Here is a 19,672-nt window from a genome sequence, read left to right on the forward strand (position 1 = left end):
AGCCGGAGGACGGCGAAGCCGGTGCGCGCAAGGGCGACTGGGCCGCGGAACGGAAGGAGCAGGCCGCGCAGGGGCGGCCCGCGCGGTGCGTCAGCCGTTCTTGATGCGGTTGGTCAGCTCGGTGACCTGGTTGTAGATGGACCGCCGTTCGGCCATCAGCGCCCTGATCTTCCGGTCCGCGTGCATCACCGTCGTGTGGTCACGGCCACCGAACTGCGCACCGATCTTCGGCAGCGACAGGTCCGTCAGCTCCCGGCACAGGTACATGGCGATCTGCCGGGCGGTCACCAGGACCCGACTGCGGGACGAGCCGCACAGGTCGTCCACGGTCAACCCGAAGTAGTCGGCGGTCGCCGCCATGATCGCCGTGGCGGTGATCTCGGGCGCCGAGTCCTCGCCCCCCGGGATCAGGTCCTTCAGCACGATCTCCGTCAGCCCCAGGTCCACGGGCTGCCGGTTCAGCGAGGCGAAGGCGGTCACCCGGATGAGGGCGCCCTCCAGCTCCCGGATGTTGCGGGAGATGCGCGAAGCGATGAACTCCAGCACCTCCGGCGGTGCGTTGAGCTGCTCCTGCACGGCCTTCTTGCGGAGAATCGCGATGCGCGTCTCCAGCTCGGGCGGCTGCACATCCGTGATGAGCCCCCACTCGAACCGGTTGCGCAGCCGGTCCTCCAGGGTCACCAACTGCTTCGGCGGCCGGTCGGAGGACAGGACGATCTGCTTGTTCGCGTTGTGGAGCGTGTTGAAGGTGTGGAAGAACTCCTCCTGCGTCGACTCCTTGTCCGCGAGGAACTGGATGTCGTCGACGAGCAGGATGTCCATCTCGCGGTAGCGCTTGCGGAAACTGTCGCCCTTGCCGTCGCGGATGGAGTTGATGAACTCGTTGGTGAACTCCTCGGAGCTGACGTACCGCACCCGCGTGCCCGGGTACAGGCTGCGCGCGTAGTGGCCGATCGCGTGCAGCAGGTGGGTCTTGCCCAGGCCCGACTCCCCGTAGATGAAGAGCGGGTTGTACGCCTTCGCCGGGGCTTCCGCGACCGCGACCGCGGCGGCGTGCGCGAACCGGTTGGACGCCCCGATGACGAACGTGTCGAACAGGTACTTGGGGTTCAGCCGCGCGGTGGGTTCGCCGGGCCCGGAGGGCTGGGCGGACTGCCCGCCGCCGGGTGCGCCCCCGCCGGGCACGGAGGACGCCGAGGGGCCGCCGGGCCGCGTTCCGTGCGGGCCCCGCGGCCCGTGCCCCGGACCGCCGTGGCCGCCGTCGAGGTGACCCGCGCCGCCGTGCGGGCCGCGCGGACCCGTGCCCTGCTGCCCGTCGGACGGCTCGCCGCGGTCGGGACGCCCCGGACGCCCGTCGGTGCCGTCGTACGCCACGCGCCGCTGCTCGTAGGGCGGGCGCTCCCCGTCGTAGCCGGAGCGCTCGGTGTCGTACGGCGCGCGGTCCGGGTCGTAGGGGCCGCGCTCGGAGTCGTAGGGAGAACGGTCCGTCTCGTACCCGCGCCGCTCCGGCGGCTGGGTGCGGTAGTCGTGCCGTTGCTGACCGGGGTTCGCGTACGGGTCGCGCTCCGGGTAGCCCAGCCGCTGCTGCTGCCAGCCGTAGTCGTCGTGCGGGCGCGGCCAGGAGCCCGGCTCGGGTCGCTGGTAGTCCGGGTAGGCGGGGCGAACGGTCGGCAGCTGGTCCGCGCGGCCCGCCGGCGGCTGGTCCCCGTGCGGGCCCGACTGCTGGTCCGGGCGGCCGCCCGCGAGCTCGTCGGAGGGCCGTCGGTAGCCGTCGTACGCGTCCCTGGGCTGCCCGGGAGACGGCGGGAGGTCCGGCTCCTCGTACCGCTGCGGGGGCACCGGCGCCACCGGGGGGGCTGAGGTGCCCGGCTCGGCCCCGGCGGTCTCGTCGACCGTGATGGCGATCCGGATGGGGCGACCGCACTCGCGGCTCAGGGTCTCGCTGACGACCGGGGCGAGCCGGCCCTCCAGGACGCCCTTGGCGAACTCGTTGGGCACGGCCAGCAGCGCGGTGTCCAGCACCAGCGCCAGCGGCTGGCACCGCTTGATCCAGTGTTCGTCCTTCGCCTCGACCCCCTGCCCGCGACCCTCCCCGAGAAGCTGCTCCAGTACTCGTGGCCACACTGCGGCAAGATCGGCAGGTACGTCAGCCACAGAGCACGCTCTCTCACGGGTCCCGCGAAGGTGCACTTCTCGGGACGGGGTACGGAAGGAAGATCAAGGACCCGGGGGGCCGGGTGGGGCAACGATCGGGCGGGGCGACGGGCCGGAGGACGAATCGGAGTCAAGCCACGGTAGTCAGGGCGACCGGTGCTGTTCAAGTTGTTGTCCACAGCCTGTGCATAGTGTCTCGCACTGCTCCCCGGTATCGCGCCGGACCCGCTTCGGATGCGCTGGTTTGACCGGACGGCGGGGCCGCGCGTACCGTAACCAGGTCGAGTTGTCGATGGCTGCTGCCGCCTGCCTCCGATGGGCACAGATCACCTCCTAGTGATCGTGAAAGCGGTGCACTCGGGCGTAATACGAGCTTCTCGTGGGCGCACGGTGACAGCCAGGCGGCAACAGCCACCGACAACCACCGAGTCATTTCTGGAGCCCCCGAGTGAGCAAGCGCACTTTCCAGCCGAACAACCGTCGTCGCGCCAAGACCCACGGCTTCCGGCTGCGGATGCGCACCCGTGCCGGCCGCGCGATTCTCGCGTCCCGCCGTGGCAAGGGTCGCGCCCGCCTGTCCGCCTGATCGCCATCAGGTCATGACGTCGTGCTGCCTTCCGAGCATCGGCTGAGGCGGCGCGAAGACTTCGCGACCGCGGTACGACGAGGACGCCGGGCCGGTCGCCCGCTCCTCGTCGTCCACCTACGCAGCGGTGTCACCGACCCGCACGCGCCTGGGGAGAGCGTTCCCCCGCCGCGTGCGGGTTTCGTCGTGAGCAAAGCCGTCGGCGGGGCGGTCGTCCGCAACTCTGTGAAGCGAAGACTTCGCCATCTGATGCGCGAACGGATCGATGGCCTGCCCCCCGGTAGCCTGGTGGTCGTGCGCGCGCTGCCCGGTGCGGGCGACGCCGATCACGCGCACCTGGCCCGAGACCTCGACGCCGCCCTCCAGCGGCTCCTGGGAGGGGGCACGCGATGAAGTATCCGCTGCTGGTTCTGATCAAGCTGTACCAGTGGACCATCAGCCCGTTGCTCGGGCCGGTCTGCAAGTACTACCCGTCGTGTTCCCACTACGGCTACCAGGCCATCGACCGGCACGGAGCGATCAAGGGCACGGCACTGACCGCCTGGCGGATTCTGCGGTGCAATCCGTGGTCGCTCGGCGGAGTCGACCATGTTCCGCCGCGCAAGCGTCCGCGGTGGCACGAAATGCTGCGCGACGCCTGGCGCGGACGCAAGGGCGGGAAAGCCGCCCTCGGCGCGTCCTCCGGGGACGGTACTGCCCCGGTGAGCCCGGCCGCCGAGACCCCGTCCCATGCTCAAGGAGCCTGATTAGTGGATGACATCGTAAGTTCGATCGCCGGTTTGTTCAGCTTTATCACCACGCCTGTCTCCTGGGTGATCGTCCAGTTCCACAAGCTGTTCGGTGCCGTCTTCGGTCCGGACACGGGCTGGGCATGGGGCCTGTCGATCATGTCCCTGGTGATCCTGATCCGGATCTGTCTGATCCCGCTCTTCGTGAAGCAGATCAAGGCCACTCGGGCCATGCAGACGCTCCAGCCCGAGATGAAGAAGATCCAGGAGCGCTACAAGAACGACAAGCAGCGTCAGTCCGAAGAGATGATGAAGCTGTACAAGGAGACGGGCACCAACCCGCTCTCCTCGTGCCTTCCCATCCTGGCGCAGTCGCCGTTCTTCTTCGCGCTGTACCACGTGCTCAGCAGCATCGCCTCGAACAAGACGGTCGGCGTCATCGACCAGCCGCTGCTGGAGAGTGCCCAGAAGGCGCACATCTTCGGCGCCCCCCTCGCCGCGAAGTTCATGGACAGCGAGGAGAAGATCCAGGCCCTCGGCTCCACCCTGCTCGACGTCCGGGTCGTCACGGCGATCATGATCGTTCTGATGTCGCTGTCGCAGTTCTACACGCAGCGCCAGCTGATGACCAAGAACATCGACACCACGGTGAAGACGCCGTTCATGCAGCAGCAGAAGATGCTGATGTACGTCTTCCCCGTGATCTTCGCCGTCTTCGGCATCAACTTCCCGGTCGGTGTCCTCGTCTACTGGCTGACCACCAACGTGTGGACCATGGGCCAGCAGATGTACGTCATCCGCCAGAACCCCACTCCGGGCAGCAAGGCACAGGGCGACTACCTGGAGCGGCTCCTCAAGCAGGCCACGAACAAGAAGAAGATCGGTAGTCGCCGCGACCGCGCGGCGGTGAAGATGATCGTCGCCAAGGGGCGGGACCGCAACGAGAACGAGCGGCGCTTCATCAACGGGCTCTCCAAGGCCGGACTCGCCGCTCAGACCGACGGTGCGGTGGCGGTCAGCGATGTGGTGACCACCGACTCCGAGGACGGCGAGACCGCTGCCGGTGCCGCCCGGCGCCAGCAGCCCAAGCGTCAGTCGAAGTCCCAGCGCCAGACCCGGCAGCCCGGGACGCCCGACACCCCGAAGACCTCGCTGACGAAGTCCGAGGACGAACCCCGGGCCACCAAGCGAGAGCCCAAGCCCGCCGGTGGCCAACCCGGCTCCGGTACCCGCAGCAAGGCCAAGTCCGGGCCGCGCAAGGGCCCGCAGCGTCCTCAACACCCCTCCAAGAAGTAAGAAGGAGTCCATCCCGTGACGGAAGGCACCACCTCCGCCGCCGCTGAGGGCGACACCATGACCCGCCTTGAGCAGGAGGGCGAGATCGCGGCGGACTACCTTGAGGGTCTGCTCGACATCGCTGATCTCGACGGCGACATCGATATGGACGTCGAGGCCGACCGCGCCGCGGTGTCGATCATCAGTGACAGCGCGCGTGATCTCCAGAAGCTCGTCGGTCGTGAGGGCGAGGTCCTGGAAGCCCTTCAGGAGCTGACCCGGCTCGCGGTGCACCGCGAGACCGGTGACCGCAGCCGCCTGATGCTCGACATCGCCGGCTACCGCGCGAAGAAGCGCGAGGAGCTGTCGGAGATCGGCGCCAAGGCCGCTGCCGATGTGAAGAACACCGGCGAGGCGATCAAGCTTGAGCCGATGACGCCCTTCGAGCGCAAGGTCGTCCACGACGCGGTCAAGGCTGCCGGACTGCGGAGCGAGTCCGAGGGCGAGGAGCCGCAGCGCTTCGTCGTCGTCCTCCCCGTCTGATCGGCATGTGAGTTCCCGGCCCCGTCTGTTCGCAGGCGGGGCCGGTCTTTGTCAGCCTGATAGTCATCACCCAGTGCGGTTACGCGGTACGGAAGGACGGTCCCCGTGACGGAGGCAGCGGAACTCCCCCCGGCGCCCGAGCAGGCCCGGGAGGCATTCGGTGATCGTTTCGACGACGCCGTTCGGTACGCCGAGCTGCTGGCCGAAGCAGGGGTCCGGCGTGGGCTCATCGGTCCCCGTGAGGTGCCTCGCCTCTGGGAACGGCATCTGTTGAACTGCGCGGTCCTCTCGGAGGTCGTGCCCACCGGTGTGACGGTCTGCGACGTGGGTTCCGGCGCCGGGCTGCCCGGCATCCCGCTGGCCCTGGTCCGCCCGGATCTGAAGATCACCCTGTTGGAGCCGCTCCTCCGCCGCACCAACTTCCTCAACGAGGTCGTGGAGCTGCTGGGCCTCGACCATGTGACCGTGGTGCGGGGCCGGGCCGAGGAGGTACTCGGCAAGCTGACCCCGGTGCATGTGGTGACCGCGCGTGCGGTGGCTCCACTGGACCGACTCGCCGCCTGGGGCGTTCCTCTGCTCCGTCCCTACGGAGAGATGTTGCTCCTCAAGGGCGATACCGCAGAGGAGGAGCTCAAGGGCGCGGGGGCTGCCTTGAGCAAGCTCGGCGCCGTGGACACCTCGGTGCTGCACGTGGGTGAGGGCATCGTCGATCCGTTGTCCACCGTGGTGCGGGTGGAGGTCGGTGAGAGCCCCGGAGGCGTGCGCTTCGCGGCCAAGAGGGCCAAGGCGGCCCGGGTCGGTCGCGCGCGTCGTCGTCGTTGATCGACTGCTCGAAGATCGGCCCCGGCAGCGGTGAGGGTGGTTCTCACCCGCCGGGGCCTTTCTGTGCCGCCAGTCGCTGCACGACCCCGGGCAGGCCAGGGCACTGGTTCACCATGACGGCGACCGGGCCTGAGTCCTTCCCTCCACCACCGGTGCCGTACTCCACATAAGCTGCCCCGCCGTGTGCTGCGGAGTGTCGCACCGATGCGGTCGGGATGGCTCGGCATCGTGTTTCACGTGAAACGTCGCTCACTGCTGCACGGCATCATCGGTCGCGGCCGGGCCGGGGCCGAACCTCGTGACCGCAAGCCCCTTGGCTCACTCAAGTCACCCTCAGGAGGAACGGAGTTTTCCACAGAAGCGGAATTCTCCACAGAAGCACGGGCCTCGCTGGTTCGCGACCCCACCGCCATGGGAGGCTCTGTTCATTGCGAGCCTGAAGTCGAGGAGAGTGAATCCGTGCGGTCCGACGCCCACATCGCGGGACCGATGACCGATCCGGTCCCCGGTCCCCGTACCGAGTCGGCAGGGGAGGATGTTTCACGTGAAACACCGCCGCCGATGGATGACACCCCTATCGGTCGTGCTGCCCAACTGGCGATGGAAGCGCTGGGCCGGACCGAGGGCGGTCTGCCCCGACCGGAGCAGACCCGCATCATGGTGGTCGCCAACCAGAAGGGCGGGGTGGGCAAGACCACCAGCACGGTGAACCTTGCGGCTTCACTCGCGATGCACGGCAACCGAGTTCTGGTGATCGACCTCGACCCCCAGGGCAATGCCTCCACCGCGCTGGGGATCGACCATCACGCCGAAGTCCCGTCCATCTATGACGTGTTGATCGAGAGCAAGCCGCTCTCCGATGTGGTTCAACCGGTACCGGACGTCGAAGGTCTCTTCTGCGCTCCCGCCACCATCGACCTTGCCGGTGCGGAGATTGAGTTGGTCTCCCTGGTGGCCCGGGAGAGTCGCCTCCAGCGCGCCATCCAGGCGTATGAACAGCCCCTCGACTATGTGCTGATCGACTGCCCTCCCTCGCTGGGGCTTCTCACCGTCAACGCGCTCGTAGCCGGTGCCGAGGTACTGATCCCGATCCAGTGTGAGTACTACGCACTGGAGGGGCTGGGGCAACTGCTGCGCAACGTCGATCTGGTCCGCGGTCACCTCAACCCGACGCTGCATGTGTCGACGATCCTGCTGACCATGTACGACGGTCGGACACGGTTGGCCTCACAGGTCGCCGAGGAGGTCCGCACGCACTTCGGTGAAGAGGTGCTGCGGACCAGCATTCCCCGCTCGGTGCGCATCTCTGAAGCACCGAGTTACGGGCAGACGGTCCTGACCTACGACCCGGGGTCAAGCGGTGCCCTCTCCTACCTCGAAGCCGCGCGAGAGATCGCTCTACGAGGGACCGAGATGGTGTACGAAGGGCAGCACGCCCGTGCGGGTCATCACAACAAGCACCAGAGCATGGCGGAGGGGACTCAGTGAGTGAACGACGTAGGGGGCTGGGCCGTGGACTTGGCGCCCTCATCCCGGCCGCCCCGACGCCCGAGAAGACGAGCCAGGCCACCGGCCCGGGCTCCACGGTGCCGTCCGCTGCGGGGCCGGTACTGACGACGGAACGTGGAGTGGCCGCGGCGAAGGTGGCCTCACTGCCCGCGAGCACGGTGTCCCCCGAGTCCCTCATCGGAGGAGCCCCGGAGAACACCACGGGGGCCTACTTCGCCGAACTCCCCCTGGACTCCATCGCGCCCAACCCCCGTCAGCCGCGCGAGAACTTCGACGAGGACGCCCTGGCGGAGTTGGTGACCTCCGTCAAGGAGGTCGGCCTGCTCCAGCCCGTGGTGGTACGGCAGGTGAGTCCGGGGCGCTTCGAGCTGATCATGGGCGAGCGCCGCTGGAGGGCCTGTGGCAAGGCCGGCCTGGAGCGCATCCCGGCGATCGTCCGGGCCACCGAAGACGAGAAGCTGCTGCTCGATGCTCTGCTGGAGAACCTCCATCGGGCTCAGCTCAACCCGCTCGAAGAGGCCGCGGCCTACGACCAGCTACTGCGGGACTTCAACTGCACTCATGACCAGTTGGCCGACCGGATCGGCCGGTCCCGCCCCCAGGTCTCCAACACCCTACGGCTGTTGAAGCTTTCCCCGCCGGTGCAGCGTCGGGTGGCCGCTGGTGTGCTGTCAGCAGGACATGCACGTGCTCTGCTGTCGGTGGACGATTCCGAAGAGCAGGATCGGCTCGCCCACCGGATCGTGGCCGAGGGGCTTTCCGTCCGGGCGGTCGAGGACATCGTCACTCTGATGGCGTCCGGCCCGCAGACCGCGCCGCGGTCCAGGGGGCCGAGGGCCGGAGGGCGGGTTTCGCCTGCGCTGACTGATCTCGCCACCCGGTTGTCGGACCGGTTCGAGACCCGGGTGAAGGTGGACCTGGGGCAGAAGAAGGGCAAGATCGTGGTGGAGTTCGCCTCGATGGAAGACCTGGAGCGCATCCTTGGCTCGCTGGCTCCGGGAGAGGGACAGGTGCTTCAGAAGGGCCTGACCGCGCAGACTCCCGACAGCACGGAGGAATGAGTCCACAGCCACGCTTCTTCCTCCATGGAGGGGCAGGGTGACGAGGGCGGGTCGTCTCCGGTGAACACCGGAAAACGACCCGTCCTTTGCTGTGTGGCGAGGTCCGCGTCATCGCTTCGTGGATACGATCGAGGAGCATTGCCTCCGTGCCCGGTATCACTGGGGGAACGAAGGTGGTGCGGGCAAGGAAGTGAGGTGCTGCCGGTATGGGGCGTCGGCTCGTACCGCTCACGCTGGACAATCTGAAGGACCTCCCGCACCGCTGCCGGGCGTGCGTGTTCTGGGAGCTGGACCCGGTCAGTGGGCATGCAGCGACCCGGGCGGGGAAGCCGGAGGTGGAGAAGGAAGCCTGGATCTCCGCTGTTCTGCTGGAGTGGGGTTCCTGCGGTCGGGTCGTCTATGTGGACGATGCCCCGGTGGGGTTCGTTCTCTACGCTCCCCCGGCCTATGTCCCTCGTTCCACGGCCTTCCCGACGAGCCCCGTCGCGGCGGACGCCGTCCAACTGATGACGGGGTGGATCACGCCGGCCTACCAGGGGCAGGGGCTGGGGCGAGTGATGGTGCAGACCGTCGCCAAGGATCTCCTACGGCGGAACGTCCGAGCCATCGAGGCATTCGGTCAGGCCCGGTGGACAGAGCCTGCTTGTGTGCTCCCCGCGGATCATCTCCGGGCGGTGGGCTTCAAGACCGTGCGACCGCATCCCGCCTTCCCGCGACTTCGGCTGGAGTTGCGCACCACGCTCTCATGGAAGGAAGACGTGGAGATGGCGCTCGATCGTTTGTTGGGGGCCGTCCAGAAGGAACCAGCGCTACGCCCGCTCTGACGATGTTTCACGTGAAACACGAGGGGACCCAACCCGCCGGGTTGGGTCCCCTCGTGTTTCACGTGAAACATTCATCGGCCGTCAGTCGGCGATGAAGTCCTCCAGGTCGCGCACGATGGCGGCCTTCGGCTTGGCGCCCACGATCGTCTTGGCGACCTCGCCACGCTGGTAGACGTTCAGCGTCGGGATGGACATGACCCCGTACTTGGCGGCCGTGGCCGGGTTCTCATCGATGTTGAGCTTGACCACCTCGATCTTGTCGCCGTACTCCTGGGCGATGGCCTCAAGGGACGGCGCGATCTGGCGGCACGGCCCGCACCATGCGGCCCAGAAGTCGACCAGAACGGGCTTGTCGCTCTTGAGGACGTCCTCGTCGAAGGAAGAGTCCGTCACATTCTTGAGGGTGCCGGCCACGGCGGGCTCCTTAGTTCGGTGAAGCGATGAAGGGAATGAAGGAAGGGGGGAGAAGGTCAGACAGCGGCGGCCGTAGCCGCCTCCGCGTCGGCCAGAGCGGCAAGGTAACGCTCGGCGTCCAGGGCGGCGGAGCAGCCGGTACCGGCGGCGGTGATCGCCTGGCGGTAGGTGTGGTCGACGACATCGCCGGCGCCGAACACCCCCGTCTGGTTGGTGCGGGTCGAAGGGGCCTCGACCTTGAGGTAGCCCTCGTCGTCCAGGTCGAGCTGGCCCTTGAACAGTTCGGTGCGGGGGTCATGACCGATGGCGATGAACAGTCCCGTCACCGGGAGCTCGGACTCTTCGCCGGTCTTGAGGTTGCGCAGGGTGAGACCGCTGAGCTTCGGGTCGCCATGGATCGCGGCCACCTCGTTGTCCCAGATGAACTTGATCTTCGGGTCGGCGAAGGCGCGCTCCTGCATCGCCTTCGAGGCGCGCAACGAGTCCCGGCGGTGCACGATCGTCACCGACTTGGCAAAGCGGGAGAGGAAGGTGGCCTCCTCCATAGCCGTGTCACCGCCGCCGATCACGGCGATGTCCTGGTCCTTGAAGAAGAACCCGTCGCAGGTGGCGCACCAGGAGACTCCACGTCCAGAGAGGGCGTCCTCGTTCGGCAGCCCGAGCTTGCGGTGCTGCGAGCCCGTCGTGACGATGATCGCCTTGGCGCGGTGCACGGTACCGGCGGTGTCCGTCACGGTCTTGATCTCACCGCTGAGGTCAACGCTGACCACGTCGTCGGGGATGAGCTCGGCGCCGAAGCGCTCGGCCTGGGCGCGCATGTTGTCCATGAGCGCCGGGCCCATGATCCCGTCCTGGAACCCGGGGAAGTTCTCGACCTCGGTGGTGTTCATCAGCGCACCACCAGCGGTGACGGCGCCCTCGAAGACCAGCGGCTTCAGGGACGCACGCGCGGTGTAGAGCGCTGCCGTATATCCGGCGGGCCCGGAGCCGATGATGATCACGTTTCGGACGTCGCTCACGGCTTCATTCCTCGTCTCTGGAGACAACTTCGTACTTCCGGGTGGAAGCCGGGATGCGAAGGGCTCCCACACCACCCAACGGATACTACGGGGCGTGCATTCCCTGTGCCGCCGGGCTCACAGGAGGGTCTTCCGCGGGCTTGGTCCTGATCGACAGGTGAGGCACGACAGGGCCAGGGGCCGGGGAGGGAGACGATGCTGAGGAACCGTGGCCCGCGGTCAGCGGCGGGGGTAGGAATGAGCGAGGAGAACCTTGCCCGGGGTCGCTGACCGCTGGGTCACACAGGTCGTGTCGACCACATAGGCGGACACCTGATTGGTGTCAGAGACGTGCGGCATCACTACCAGGAGCGCGGCCTTGTTCCCGTACATGCCCTCTTCGCTGGCGAGGGCTTGCTCGGTACGACCGATGCCTTGCTGGACGCACTCCGGTACATGGACGGTCGTCAAGGTGCCGGCGCCGCCGTCGCGGAAGGGCGTGTGGGGTGCGGGAGGCTCCTCGCCCGAGGCGGTGCCCAGCGAGGGTGCATCCGTCCCCGCAGAGTTCGCTGCGGGCGACTCCTTCTTCAGCAGCTCATGGACACGGTCTTGGAGGTTGCCCTTGGAGAAGGAGCCGTGAACCTCGGGGGTGGGTGCCGTCTGGTTCGTCGGGGACCCCTGGTCGTTGTTGCCGCCGTTCATCGACTGGACCAGCAGGGAACCCAGCCCCAACGCCGCGGCGGCGAGAACGGTGCCGAAGGCGGCCGTCCTGATCCGCCTGGACCGCCCGCGGTCGGTGCGTCCCGGGCCGGTGCCACCACGGCCGTGCCCAGCAGGTCGCTGGAGCTGCGTCCTGCCCGGCCCCTTGGAGGGCGGCGCTGTTTCACGTGAAACATGCCGGGGCGGCTCGGACACCGCGGCTATGGGGTCGGGTGATTCTGCCCGTGGAGCCGGGGCTGCCTCGGCGCCGAGGGCTGCTTCCACCCGGGAGGCCACGTCGTCCGGCATGGGCCCGGCGTCGTCGGCGGCTTCCAGGAGCGAGCGGATTTCTTCCAGCGAGGCGTAGAGCTCGGTGCACTCGGGGCAGGCGTCCAGATGCAGCCGTAGGCTCGCCGCCCGGTCGGGCGAGAGCAGGCCCTCTGTGAGGTCCGAGATCTCCTCGACGGCCGGATGCCCAGCCGTATCGATGCTCGTTGTCACGCTCGCCCACCTCCGCCCTTCACAGCAGTGGAATCGGCCGCGCCCGTGTCGGGTGCTGCTCCTGCGGGTGGGACGGATGCTCCTGGGGACTGGTTCCTTTTCCCGCCAGGCTTCTCGTTCTCTCTCCGGGAGGTGGTGCGCAGATGGGAGAGGAGTGGGAGGAGCTTGGCCCGGCCGCGGGCACACCGGCTCTTCACCGTGCCCGGGGGAACGTCGAGGATGCTCGCGGCTTCGGCCACGGAGTAGCCCTGCATGTCGATCAGCACCAGAGCGGCCCGCTGATCAGGCGGAAGCGTGTTCAGGGCCTTGACGAGCTGACGGTGGAGATCGCTGCGTTCCGCGGGCGCGTACGCCGATTCATGGGGTTCCAGCAACTGCTCCAGTCGCTCGGCGTTGTCCACCGGAGCCGTTCTGCGGGATGCCGTCTTGCGGGCGCGATCCAGACAGGCGTTCACGGTGATGCGGTGCAACCAGGTGGTGACGGCGGACTGGCCGCGGAAGGTGTGCGCGGCCCGATAGGCGGAGACCAGAGCGTCCTGGACGGCGTCGGCCGCCTCTTCCCGGTCTCCCAGGGTGCGCAGGGCCACGGCCCACAGCCGGTCGCGGTGGCGCCGCACCAGCTCACCGAAGGCTTCGGTGTCCCCGTCGACGTGGCGTGTCAGGAGGTCCTGATCACCCACCCCGTCGTACGCGGCATCGGCCACGGTCGCACCACCCTCCCCGGAACCGTCGGTGCTGTCAGCCGGTGAACTTCACATCCGTGATGGCTTGCTTGTAGCCCGCGCGGCTGTACTCGTCGCCCTGGGCGTAGGGCAACTCGGTCAGCCAGAGCACGACGTAGCGGGTCTTCGACGGCTTCTTGACGTTGATCTTGAGTTCTTGGCCCTGGGTGGACGCCGTGGCGAGCTTCTTCATGGAGCCGAGCGAGGCCGACGAGGACAGCGAGTCGGCCGCGTACAGGGCTCCGGTGGTCCGGTCCCCGCCGTAGTTCAGCTTGATCGTCGCGGCGGCGAGGGACTTCTCGCTACCGAGGTCGTAGACGAGCCCAACGCCCGACTTGTACGGGGCCAGCTGCGGTCCGGCCATGAAGGAGTACGTCCGCCAGTACGTCGAAGCGGCACGGTCATGGGTGAGGCGGGCGTCGTTCGGGTGCTGCGCCTTGCCGTCCGGGTAGTACTCCGCGGATCCCTCGATGGCGAGCGGCCGCAGCGGCTTCTTCTCGGTGTTCTTCTTGTTGGTCTCCACCGTCTCGGACTGGTCCGGATCGGCGCCCTTGTCCTTCTCTATCAGGGCGTCGGCCAGCTGCCAGCTGCCGAGGCCGAGAGCGGCGATCAACAGGGCGGAGACCGTCCACTTCAGCGCCCTGCCGGCGCGGCTCTGCAACGGCGGTGGAGGAGGCGGGAGCGGCGCGGTCGCCCGCAGGGGGGCACCTCCGCCGGGGCGCCCGTACGAGCCCTGCTGGTAGGTCGTGCGCTGGTAGTCCGGTGGGGTCCGGAACACGGGCTCCGGCGGACGGATGCGGGGCATCTCGTTGATGGCCCGGACGAGGTCCTCCGGCGTGGTGCAGGGCGGTTCCTGGCGCGAGGCGGTGGCGCCCTCGTTGACGAGTGCCCGCATCGCCAGCTCCGAGAGACCCCGGTGGACTCCCGCACGCACTTGGTCGGGCGCGATGAGCCCGACCCCCTTGGGCAGCCCGTGGAGGCCGTGGGCATCGTTCTCGTAGGGCCAGCGCTGGGTCAGCGCGGCGTACAGCAGGGCACCGATCGCTTCGGTATCGGTGCGCTCCGGGGTGTCCGAGGTGATGCCGCGCAGGGCGGCGTTGACCGCGAGGCCACGGATCCGCCATTGACCGGTGGAGGTGCGCAGCACCGCGCTCGGCGCGAGTCGCAGATGCGCCAGGCCCTCGCGGTGGGCGGCGGCCATGGCCTGGGAGACCTGGGCCACCATCTGGTAGGCGTCGTGGACCTCGAGCGTTCCGCCGGCGAGGAGCGCCGTCAGCTCGGTGGCGTCGGGCAGCCACTCGTGGACGACGTAGACGAGGTCGTTCTCCTCCACGGCGTCCAGCACGTGGACGAACCTCGGGTCGCCCAGGAGGGCGGACGAGCGGGCCGCGGCGAGGACCGAACGGGCACGCGGATGGTCGGCGGGAAGGACGTGCACGCCGACGGCCCTGCGGAGCATCTCGTCCACCGCGCGCCAACTGCTGAAGCCGTCCAGACGGGTCACACACTCTTCGAGCCGGTAGCGTCTGGCGAGTTTGTGCCCACTATGCAGTTCGGGCGGTGCGGTCCGTTCGGACCCGCCCGTCGTGCCGCTGTTGTCCGCGTCCGTGTCCGTGGTGTTCTGCTCCCCGGTCTCGCCGGTACTGGCCACCCCGTCGGCCGTGGCCCGTCCCGCCTCGGCGGTCAGCGGTTCGTCACCGCTGTTGTCTGCCACGTCGACGGCAGCCGTGCTCCGTTCCGCCACCGTCGTTCCAGCCTCCCCAGTCGTTGCGCTCTCGACGCCCGTGCCAATTGTGCCCACAGTCCGGTGCTATGCACGACACGCGATGGCCGCCGATGGTTGTGCGACTGCCCCGTTCTCAGCGTCCCAGACGTCCCCGCACCATGCCGACCATCGAGTTCAACTCCTCGATGCGCATCCTGCGGGCCGCCACGTAGAAGACGCCCAGCAGGGCGATTCCGCCGGTGACGAGGGCGGCGGCCGAGCCGAGTGCGCCCTGGCCGAACACCCGGGTGACTCCGTAGCCGACCGCTCCACCGACGAGGGCGGCGGGGATGGAGGCCATGGACAGTCGCGCGTAGGTCCGCACCACCTGGGAACCGTCCAGATCGCCCCCGAGCCGTGTCCGCAGCCGCCGCCAGGCCACCCCGACCCCGACCGCGTAGGCGAGTCCGTACGAGGCGGCCATGCCGACGACGGCCCAGCGCGCCGGCAGGAGGAAGTAGCAGGCCGCTGACGCGGTGGCGTTCACCGCGGCGACGATGACGGTGTTGTAGAAGGGCGTCCGGGTGTCCTCGTAGGCGTAGAAGCCGCGGAGCACCACGTACTGGACGGAGAAGGGGATCAGCCCGAGGCCGAACGCCATCAGGATGTAGCCCATCGACTGCGCCGGTCCGGCTCCCGTGGACGCGAAGAGCAGGGTGCACATGGGGACGCCGAGGGCGACGAACATGAAGGACACGGGCACGATCGCGACCGCCGAGGTGCGCAGCCCGCTGGAGATGTCGTCACGGACCGCGCCCGGGTCGTTGTCGTGGGCCGCCCGCGAGATGCGGGGGAGCAGTGCCGCCATCACCGACACGGTGATGATCGCCTGGGGCATGCCCCAGATGAGCTGGGCGTTGGAGTAGGCCAGGAGGCCCGCGCCCCCCTGGTCCGCTTCCTTGCCCGCCGCGGTCGCCAACTGGGTGACCACCAGGACGCCGGCCTGGTTGGCGAGGACGAAGAGCACCGTCCACTTGGCGAGCTTCACCGCCTTGCCCAGTCCCTGGCCCTTCCAGTCGAAGCGGAGCCGGAAGCGGAAGCCGGTTTCCCGCAGGTAGGGGATCATCGCCAGGGACTGGACCACCAGACCGAGCAGGGTGCCGATGCCGAGCAGTCGGATTCCGTCGTCCGGGATCGTCTCGACCTGCATACCGGATTCGGCGGAGGTGCCGTACACCCAGATGAACAGTCCGAACGTCGCGATCATGACGAGGTTGTTCAGGACCGGGGTCCACATCATCGCGCCGAACCTGCCCCGGGCGTTGAGGATCTGCCCCATCACCACGTGCACGCCCATGAAGAAGATCGTCGGCAGGCAGTAGCGTGCGAAGGCGACGGCGACGCTGTTCGCGGCCTTGTCGTCGGCGATCGGGTCCGACATCAACTGGATGAGCAGCGGAGCGGCGAAGACGGACAGTGCGACGATGACACCGAGAACGACCATCACGAGGGTCAGCAGTCGGTTGGCGTACGCCTCGCCGCCGTCCTCGTCGTCCTTCATGGCGCGGACGAGCTGCGGCACGAACACCGAGTTGAGACCGCCACCGATGCTGAGGATGTAGATCATCGTGGGCAGCGTGTAGGCGACGGTGAACGCGTCCCCGAGGAAGGCCGCACCGAGCGCCGCAGTGATCACCACCGTGCGGACGAACCCGGTGAGCCGCGACACGATCGTGCCGGAGGCCATCAGCGCGCTGGACTTCAGCACGCTGGAGCCGCGTCCCTTGCGCGCGGGTGCCGGCGCGGGGGCGGGGGCGGCGGGTTCCGGGGTCGGAGCCGGTACCGGGGCGACGGGCGGGGCCGGCGGCACGGGAGCCGCATAGGCCGCACCCGCGGCGGGCGGGGCGGTTTCGTAGGCGGGTCGCGCACTGCCGCCGGCCTGCTGCTGGTCACGGAAGAGGTGGGCGAAGGCGTCCGGCTCCGGGCGCTGCTCGCTCGCCCGGGTGACCAGGTCGTCGACCCCCACGAACTGTGTCGTCCGGGCGTCGTCGCCGTACGGGAGGTGCTGTGTGGGCCCCTCGGGCTCGGGAGCGGGGGGCTGCGCCCACAGCCGGGGGTCGGGGGCGTACTGAGCGGCGGGCGGGGCGTAGAGCTGGTTGGGGTCCGGGTAGGTGCCCGGTGGTGGTGGGGGGTGTGCGGACCGGTCGTACAGGGCCTCCGTCACCGGGTCCTGCGCGGAGAGGTCCTGCGTCCGGTACGGGTCCTGGGCGTAGGCGTCCTGAACGTACATGTCGGCGGCCGGCTGCTGCGGCGTCTGGTGCGGGTCGTAGGGGTGCGGAGGGAACCCCTGAGCGGAGGGATCGCCGTCCGCGCCCTGGCCGCGGTCACCGTCGTACGGCGCGTTCATGGTCTACCCCACCTCATCGTCCCCGGGCCCACCGGCCACGACATCGCTCAACGGTCCACTCTCTCACCCGTGCCGGACGGGTCGGTGCTTTCCGCAGCGGTGTCCGGTGTCGGGTCACTCGGCTGCTCGGGTTCGGGAGCCCGGGTGACGTCGGCGGACTCGCCCTCGGAGGTCGCCGCGTCCTCGCCGGCGTCCGTCGCTGCGGTATCCGTGTCGGCGGCGGCGGGGGTAGCTGCTTCCTCCGCGGCCTGCCGGGCGGTCACCCGCTTGCGCTGCTGGTACATCCGGAATCCGGCGAGCACCAGCAGGAGCAGCCCTCCGGCGATGACCAGCATGACCGTCGGTGTCACCTCGTTGACCTGTACCCGGAAGCGCACCTTGTCGCCGTACGGGGACCCGTCCTCGGTGATGAGCTGCGCCTCCACGTCGACGATGCCGTTGGCGTTGGCATTGGTGTCGAACTTCAGCGTCTGGCTGCGTTCGCCGGCGAGCTTGATGGTCTGCTCGCCGTACGCCTCGTCGCCGATCTTGAGGCGCTTCGGCTTGGTCGAGGTCAGTCGTAGTCTCAGGTTGTCGACGCCCTGGACCAGGTTGTTCTTCACCGTGACCGGGATGGTGGCGCTGCGGCCGGAGAGCTGGGCATCGGACTTGTCGATCAGCTGCACGCTGCGCATCAGATCGGCCAGGTGCCGTTCCACCCCCTTGCGGAAGGCGTTCCCTTCGGCGGCCCGGCCCCGCCAGGACGTCGACATGCCGCGGTCGATGGCGCGGCCGAACGGGGTGACGACGCGGTCGGGATCGGTGAGGATCGTGCTGAAGTCGTCGAGCTTGCGCTGCGTGCTCTGGACCAGCTCGAAGGCTGCGACGTCGAGTTCCTGCTTGCGCAGGTGCCCTGGGTAGGACCGTCCGGACGGTACGCGCGTGGTCGCTCCCGGGTCCGGCTTCGCCTTCGCGGCGGCCGTCAGGTCCTGGGCGTCGGTCCAGCGGCCTTCCTGGACCGTCTGGATCGCCTTCGCCATGGACTGGGCCTGGCTGGTGCTCGGCATCCGCTGCGGCGCCACCACGATGCTCCGGGGCTCGCCCGGGTCCTGGAGCGTGATCATCAGGCTCTGGGCCAGGAACTCCTGCACCGCGAGGGTGGAGCTCTCCGCGCGGGTCAGATCCCCTTGGAAGGCCTTGGACAGCCGTGCGTCGGCGACCACGGCCGTGGTGCCGCCGCCGATGGGCCGGGGGGCGCTCGGGGTGTACGGGAGGCCGCCGGTCTCCCGGAGGCTGTCGTTGCGGGTGATCACCGTGTCGGCCCCGGCGGAGGTCGCCACGTCGACGATCGACGGATCGATGGCGCCCTCGGCCGGCCAGGCGAAATCGGTGACGGGCTTCACGTGCAGGGTCGACTCGACGGTCAGCGCGGCCACGTCGGTGGCGTCCTTGAGGTGACTCAGTGAGCCGGAGACGTTCTTGCCCCGGTGGGCGAGGGAGGCGAGGTCGGGGTCGGCGAAGGGCAGCGCCACCACGGTCTTGTCCTGGACGGCCTTCTGGAGGTCGGTGAGCCACTGACCGGCGACGGCGCGGTTCTTCCCCGCGACGGTCCTGCTGCCGTCCTTGATCCGGTAGCCGTCGGCCATCGCGTGGACGGAAGCCAGGAGATCCGGATCGATGACCCAGGTCACGTCCAGGGCGGTCCCGAGGGCCAGCATCTGCTGGAGCCTGCCGCCCGGTCCGATCTCCTTGGCGAGGCTGTCGTCCTCGAACACGCGGGTCTGCTGTTCGTTGGACCCGGTCTCGGCGGTGAGGTGCGTCGACGAGATCAGCGGCCACAGGAAGGTCGTCTTCGTCTTGGCGTCGGAACCCTTGGGCTGCCACGGCAGGAAGGCGCGCTCGATGCCGAACACCTGGTCGTAGCGCTGGGTCGGGGTCTGCCCGGTCAGCGTGACGCCCAGCTGGTAGACCCCGTCGGAGCCGAGGTCCAGTTCCTTCACCGGCACCGAGATGCTGAAGTCCTGGGTGCGTCCGGGAGCGAGCTTCTCGACCTCCTGGACGTACGTCCCGCCCACGGGGGCGCCGTCCACCCCGGGGACGTGCTTGGTGCGTCGATCGGCGGCGTCGAGGGAGCTGCGGGTGTGCAGCGCCCGGCCGACCAGCAGGTCGACCTGCCCATCGGTGATCGTTTGCTTGCTGGTGTTGGTGACGGTGCCGCGGACGGTCAGCGTGTCGTTCTCGTCCGGTGCCGTCGGGGTCAGCGTGTCCAAGGAGACGTCGACCACGCCCTTGTCCGCGGAGGCTTGCGGGACCCCCTGGGGGGTGGAGCTCTGCGGCGCCGACCCGGCGGCCTCGGCCTGCGCCGTGGGGGCGGAGACCAGGACCGCGGAGGCGAGCAGCGGTAGGGAAACGGCCAGGGCTCCGGTGCGCCGGAGCCACCGGCGGGCAGGTGAGGGAGTGGTCCCCGTGAAGTCTGCCGCCTCGGCCACGCGCTCGCCCGTCCCTCGTCGTCGTCAGTGGTCGTCCAGAAGTGCGTCCACGCATGGTAACGATGCGCGCTGCGTACAAGTGCCGCGGTCCACGACAGATCGTTTGCCCAACGATCATGAGGGCCCCGCTCCGGGACGGGCGCGGCGGGGCCGAGCGGCCGTGGCGTACCCCTTGTCCGAGCATCACCTGATGAGTGCGGCTTTACCTGGTCATCATGGGATGAGTCATCTTGTGGGCAGTGTTCGGAGGGAGACC

17 protein-coding genes are annotated in these 19,672 nt (G+C 68.8%); 9 read left to right on the forward strand and 8 right to left on the reverse strand.

All coding sequences use genetic code 11. The features are described 5' to 3' along the window. Window positions 1–90 precede the first annotated feature (90 nt). Window positions 91–2,154 carry a chromosomal replication initiator protein DnaA gene (gene dnaA, locus ACFV88_RS12620; protein WP_385489325.1) on the reverse strand — a complete coding sequence of 688 codons (2,064 nt, stop codon included), beginning with the start codon at window positions 2,152–2,154 and terminating at the stop codon, window positions 91–93. A gap of 448 nt (window positions 2,155–2,602) precedes the next feature. Between dnaA and rpmH the strand changes: the two genes are divergently transcribed. The 9 genes from rpmH to ACFV88_RS12665 all read left to right on the forward strand — a co-directional run bounded on the left by rpmH (window position 2,603) and on the right by ACFV88_RS12665 (window position 9,502). Next, window positions 2,603–2,740 carry a 50S ribosomal protein L34 gene (gene rpmH, locus ACFV88_RS12625; RefSeq protein ID WP_003949374.1) on the forward strand — a complete coding sequence of 46 codons (138 nt, stop codon included), beginning with the start codon at window positions 2,603–2,605 and terminating at the stop codon, window positions 2,738–2,740. Window positions 2,741–2,761: 21 nt separating this feature from the next. Continuing rightward, window positions 2,762–3,133: a ribonuclease P protein component gene (gene rnpA / locus ACFV88_RS12630; protein WP_385489327.1), complete on the forward strand. Its 372-nt coding sequence runs from the start codon at window positions 2,762–2,764 to the stop codon at window positions 3,131–3,133. Then, window positions 3,130–3,486, forward strand: coding sequence for a membrane protein insertion efficiency factor YidD (gene yidD / locus ACFV88_RS12635; RefSeq protein ID WP_385489330.1), 357 nt, complete (start codon window positions 3,130–3,132; stop codon window positions 3,484–3,486). Before rnpA ends, yidD begins: the two co-directional genes overlap by 4 nt. A 3-nt stretch (window positions 3,487–3,489) precedes the next feature. Next, complete coding sequence (yidC, locus tag ACFV88_RS12640; RefSeq protein WP_385489333.1) at window positions 3,490–4,764, forward strand: membrane protein insertase YidC; 1,275 nt, start codon at window positions 3,490–3,492, stop codon at window positions 4,762–4,764. A gap of 15 nt (window positions 4,765–4,779) precedes the next feature. Continuing rightward, window positions 4,780–5,286 (forward strand): protein jag, encoded by a 507-nt coding sequence (locus ACFV88_RS12645; RefSeq protein ID WP_385489336.1) that lies wholly within the window; start codon window positions 4,780–4,782, stop codon window positions 5,284–5,286. A gap of 105 nt (window positions 5,287–5,391) precedes the next feature. Beyond that, on the forward strand, window positions 5,392–6,108 hold the full coding sequence (gene rsmG / locus ACFV88_RS12650) for a 16S rRNA (guanine(527)-N(7))-methyltransferase RsmG (RefSeq protein WP_385489339.1): 717 nt from the start codon (window positions 5,392–5,394) through the stop codon (window positions 6,106–6,108). A gap of 411 nt (window positions 6,109–6,519) precedes the next feature. Then, window positions 6,520–7,596, forward strand: coding sequence for a ParA family protein (locus ACFV88_RS12655; protein WP_385489421.1), 1,077 nt, complete (start codon window positions 6,520–6,522; stop codon window positions 7,594–7,596). Further along, window positions 7,593–8,678, forward strand: coding sequence for a ParB/RepB/Spo0J family partition protein (locus ACFV88_RS12660; protein ID WP_385489342.1), 1,086 nt, complete (start codon window positions 7,593–7,595; stop codon window positions 8,676–8,678). The genes ACFV88_RS12655 and ACFV88_RS12660 overlap by 4 nt, the downstream gene beginning before the upstream one ends. A gap of 206 nt (window positions 8,679–8,884) precedes the next feature. Next, the gene (locus ACFV88_RS12665; RefSeq protein ID WP_385489345.1) at window positions 8,885–9,502 is read left to right on the forward strand and encodes a GNAT family N-acetyltransferase; all 618 of its coding nucleotides are present in this window, start codon (window positions 8,885–8,887) and stop codon (window positions 9,500–9,502) included. Between the two features lie 81 nt (window positions 9,503–9,583). Here ACFV88_RS12665 and trxA read toward each other — a convergent pair whose 3' ends face one another. From trxA to ACFV88_RS12700, 7 genes are all read right to left on the reverse strand, one after another. Continuing rightward, window positions 9,584–9,916 carry a thioredoxin gene (gene trxA, locus ACFV88_RS12670; protein ID WP_385489348.1) on the reverse strand — a complete coding sequence of 111 codons (333 nt, stop codon included), beginning with the start codon at window positions 9,914–9,916 and terminating at the stop codon, window positions 9,584–9,586. 56 nt (window positions 9,917–9,972) lie between these two features. After that, window positions 9,973–10,935, reverse strand: a complete 963-nt coding sequence (gene trxB / locus ACFV88_RS12675; protein WP_385489351.1) for a thioredoxin-disulfide reductase — start codon at window positions 10,933–10,935, stop codon at window positions 9,973–9,975. 219 nt (window positions 10,936–11,154) lie between these two features. Beyond that, complete coding sequence (locus ACFV88_RS12680; RefSeq protein WP_385489355.1) at window positions 11,155–12,114, reverse strand: anti-sigma factor family protein; 960 nt, start codon at window positions 12,112–12,114, stop codon at window positions 11,155–11,157. Next, entirely contained in the window at window positions 12,111–12,818 is a 708-nt protein-coding gene (sigM, locus tag ACFV88_RS12685) for an RNA polymerase sigma factor SigM (RefSeq protein ID WP_385489358.1), read from the reverse strand. Before sigM ends, ACFV88_RS12680 begins: the two co-directional genes overlap by 4 nt. Window positions 12,819–12,852: 34 nt before the next feature. Beyond that, on the reverse strand, window positions 12,853–14,580 hold the full coding sequence (locus tag ACFV88_RS12690; RefSeq protein WP_385489360.1) for a protein kinase family protein: 1,728 nt from the start codon (window positions 14,578–14,580) through the stop codon (window positions 12,853–12,855). Between the two features lie 115 nt (window positions 14,581–14,695). After that, window positions 14,696–16,948, reverse strand: a complete 2,253-nt coding sequence (gene murJ, locus ACFV88_RS12695) for a murein biosynthesis integral membrane protein MurJ (RefSeq protein ID WP_385489362.1) — start codon at window positions 16,946–16,948, stop codon at window positions 14,696–14,698. 47 nt (window positions 16,949–16,995) lie between these two features. Further along, on the reverse strand, window positions 16,996–19,416 hold the full coding sequence (locus tag ACFV88_RS12700) for a DUF6049 family protein (RefSeq protein ID WP_385489365.1): 2,421 nt from the start codon (window positions 19,414–19,416) through the stop codon (window positions 16,996–16,998). Between the last annotated feature and the right edge of the window lie 256 nt (window positions 19,417–19,672).

The sequence above is a fragment of the Streptomyces sp. NPDC059816 genome (assembly GCF_042732055.1).
Lineage (GTDB): Bacteria > Actinomycetota > Actinomycetes > Streptomycetales > Streptomycetaceae > Streptomyces.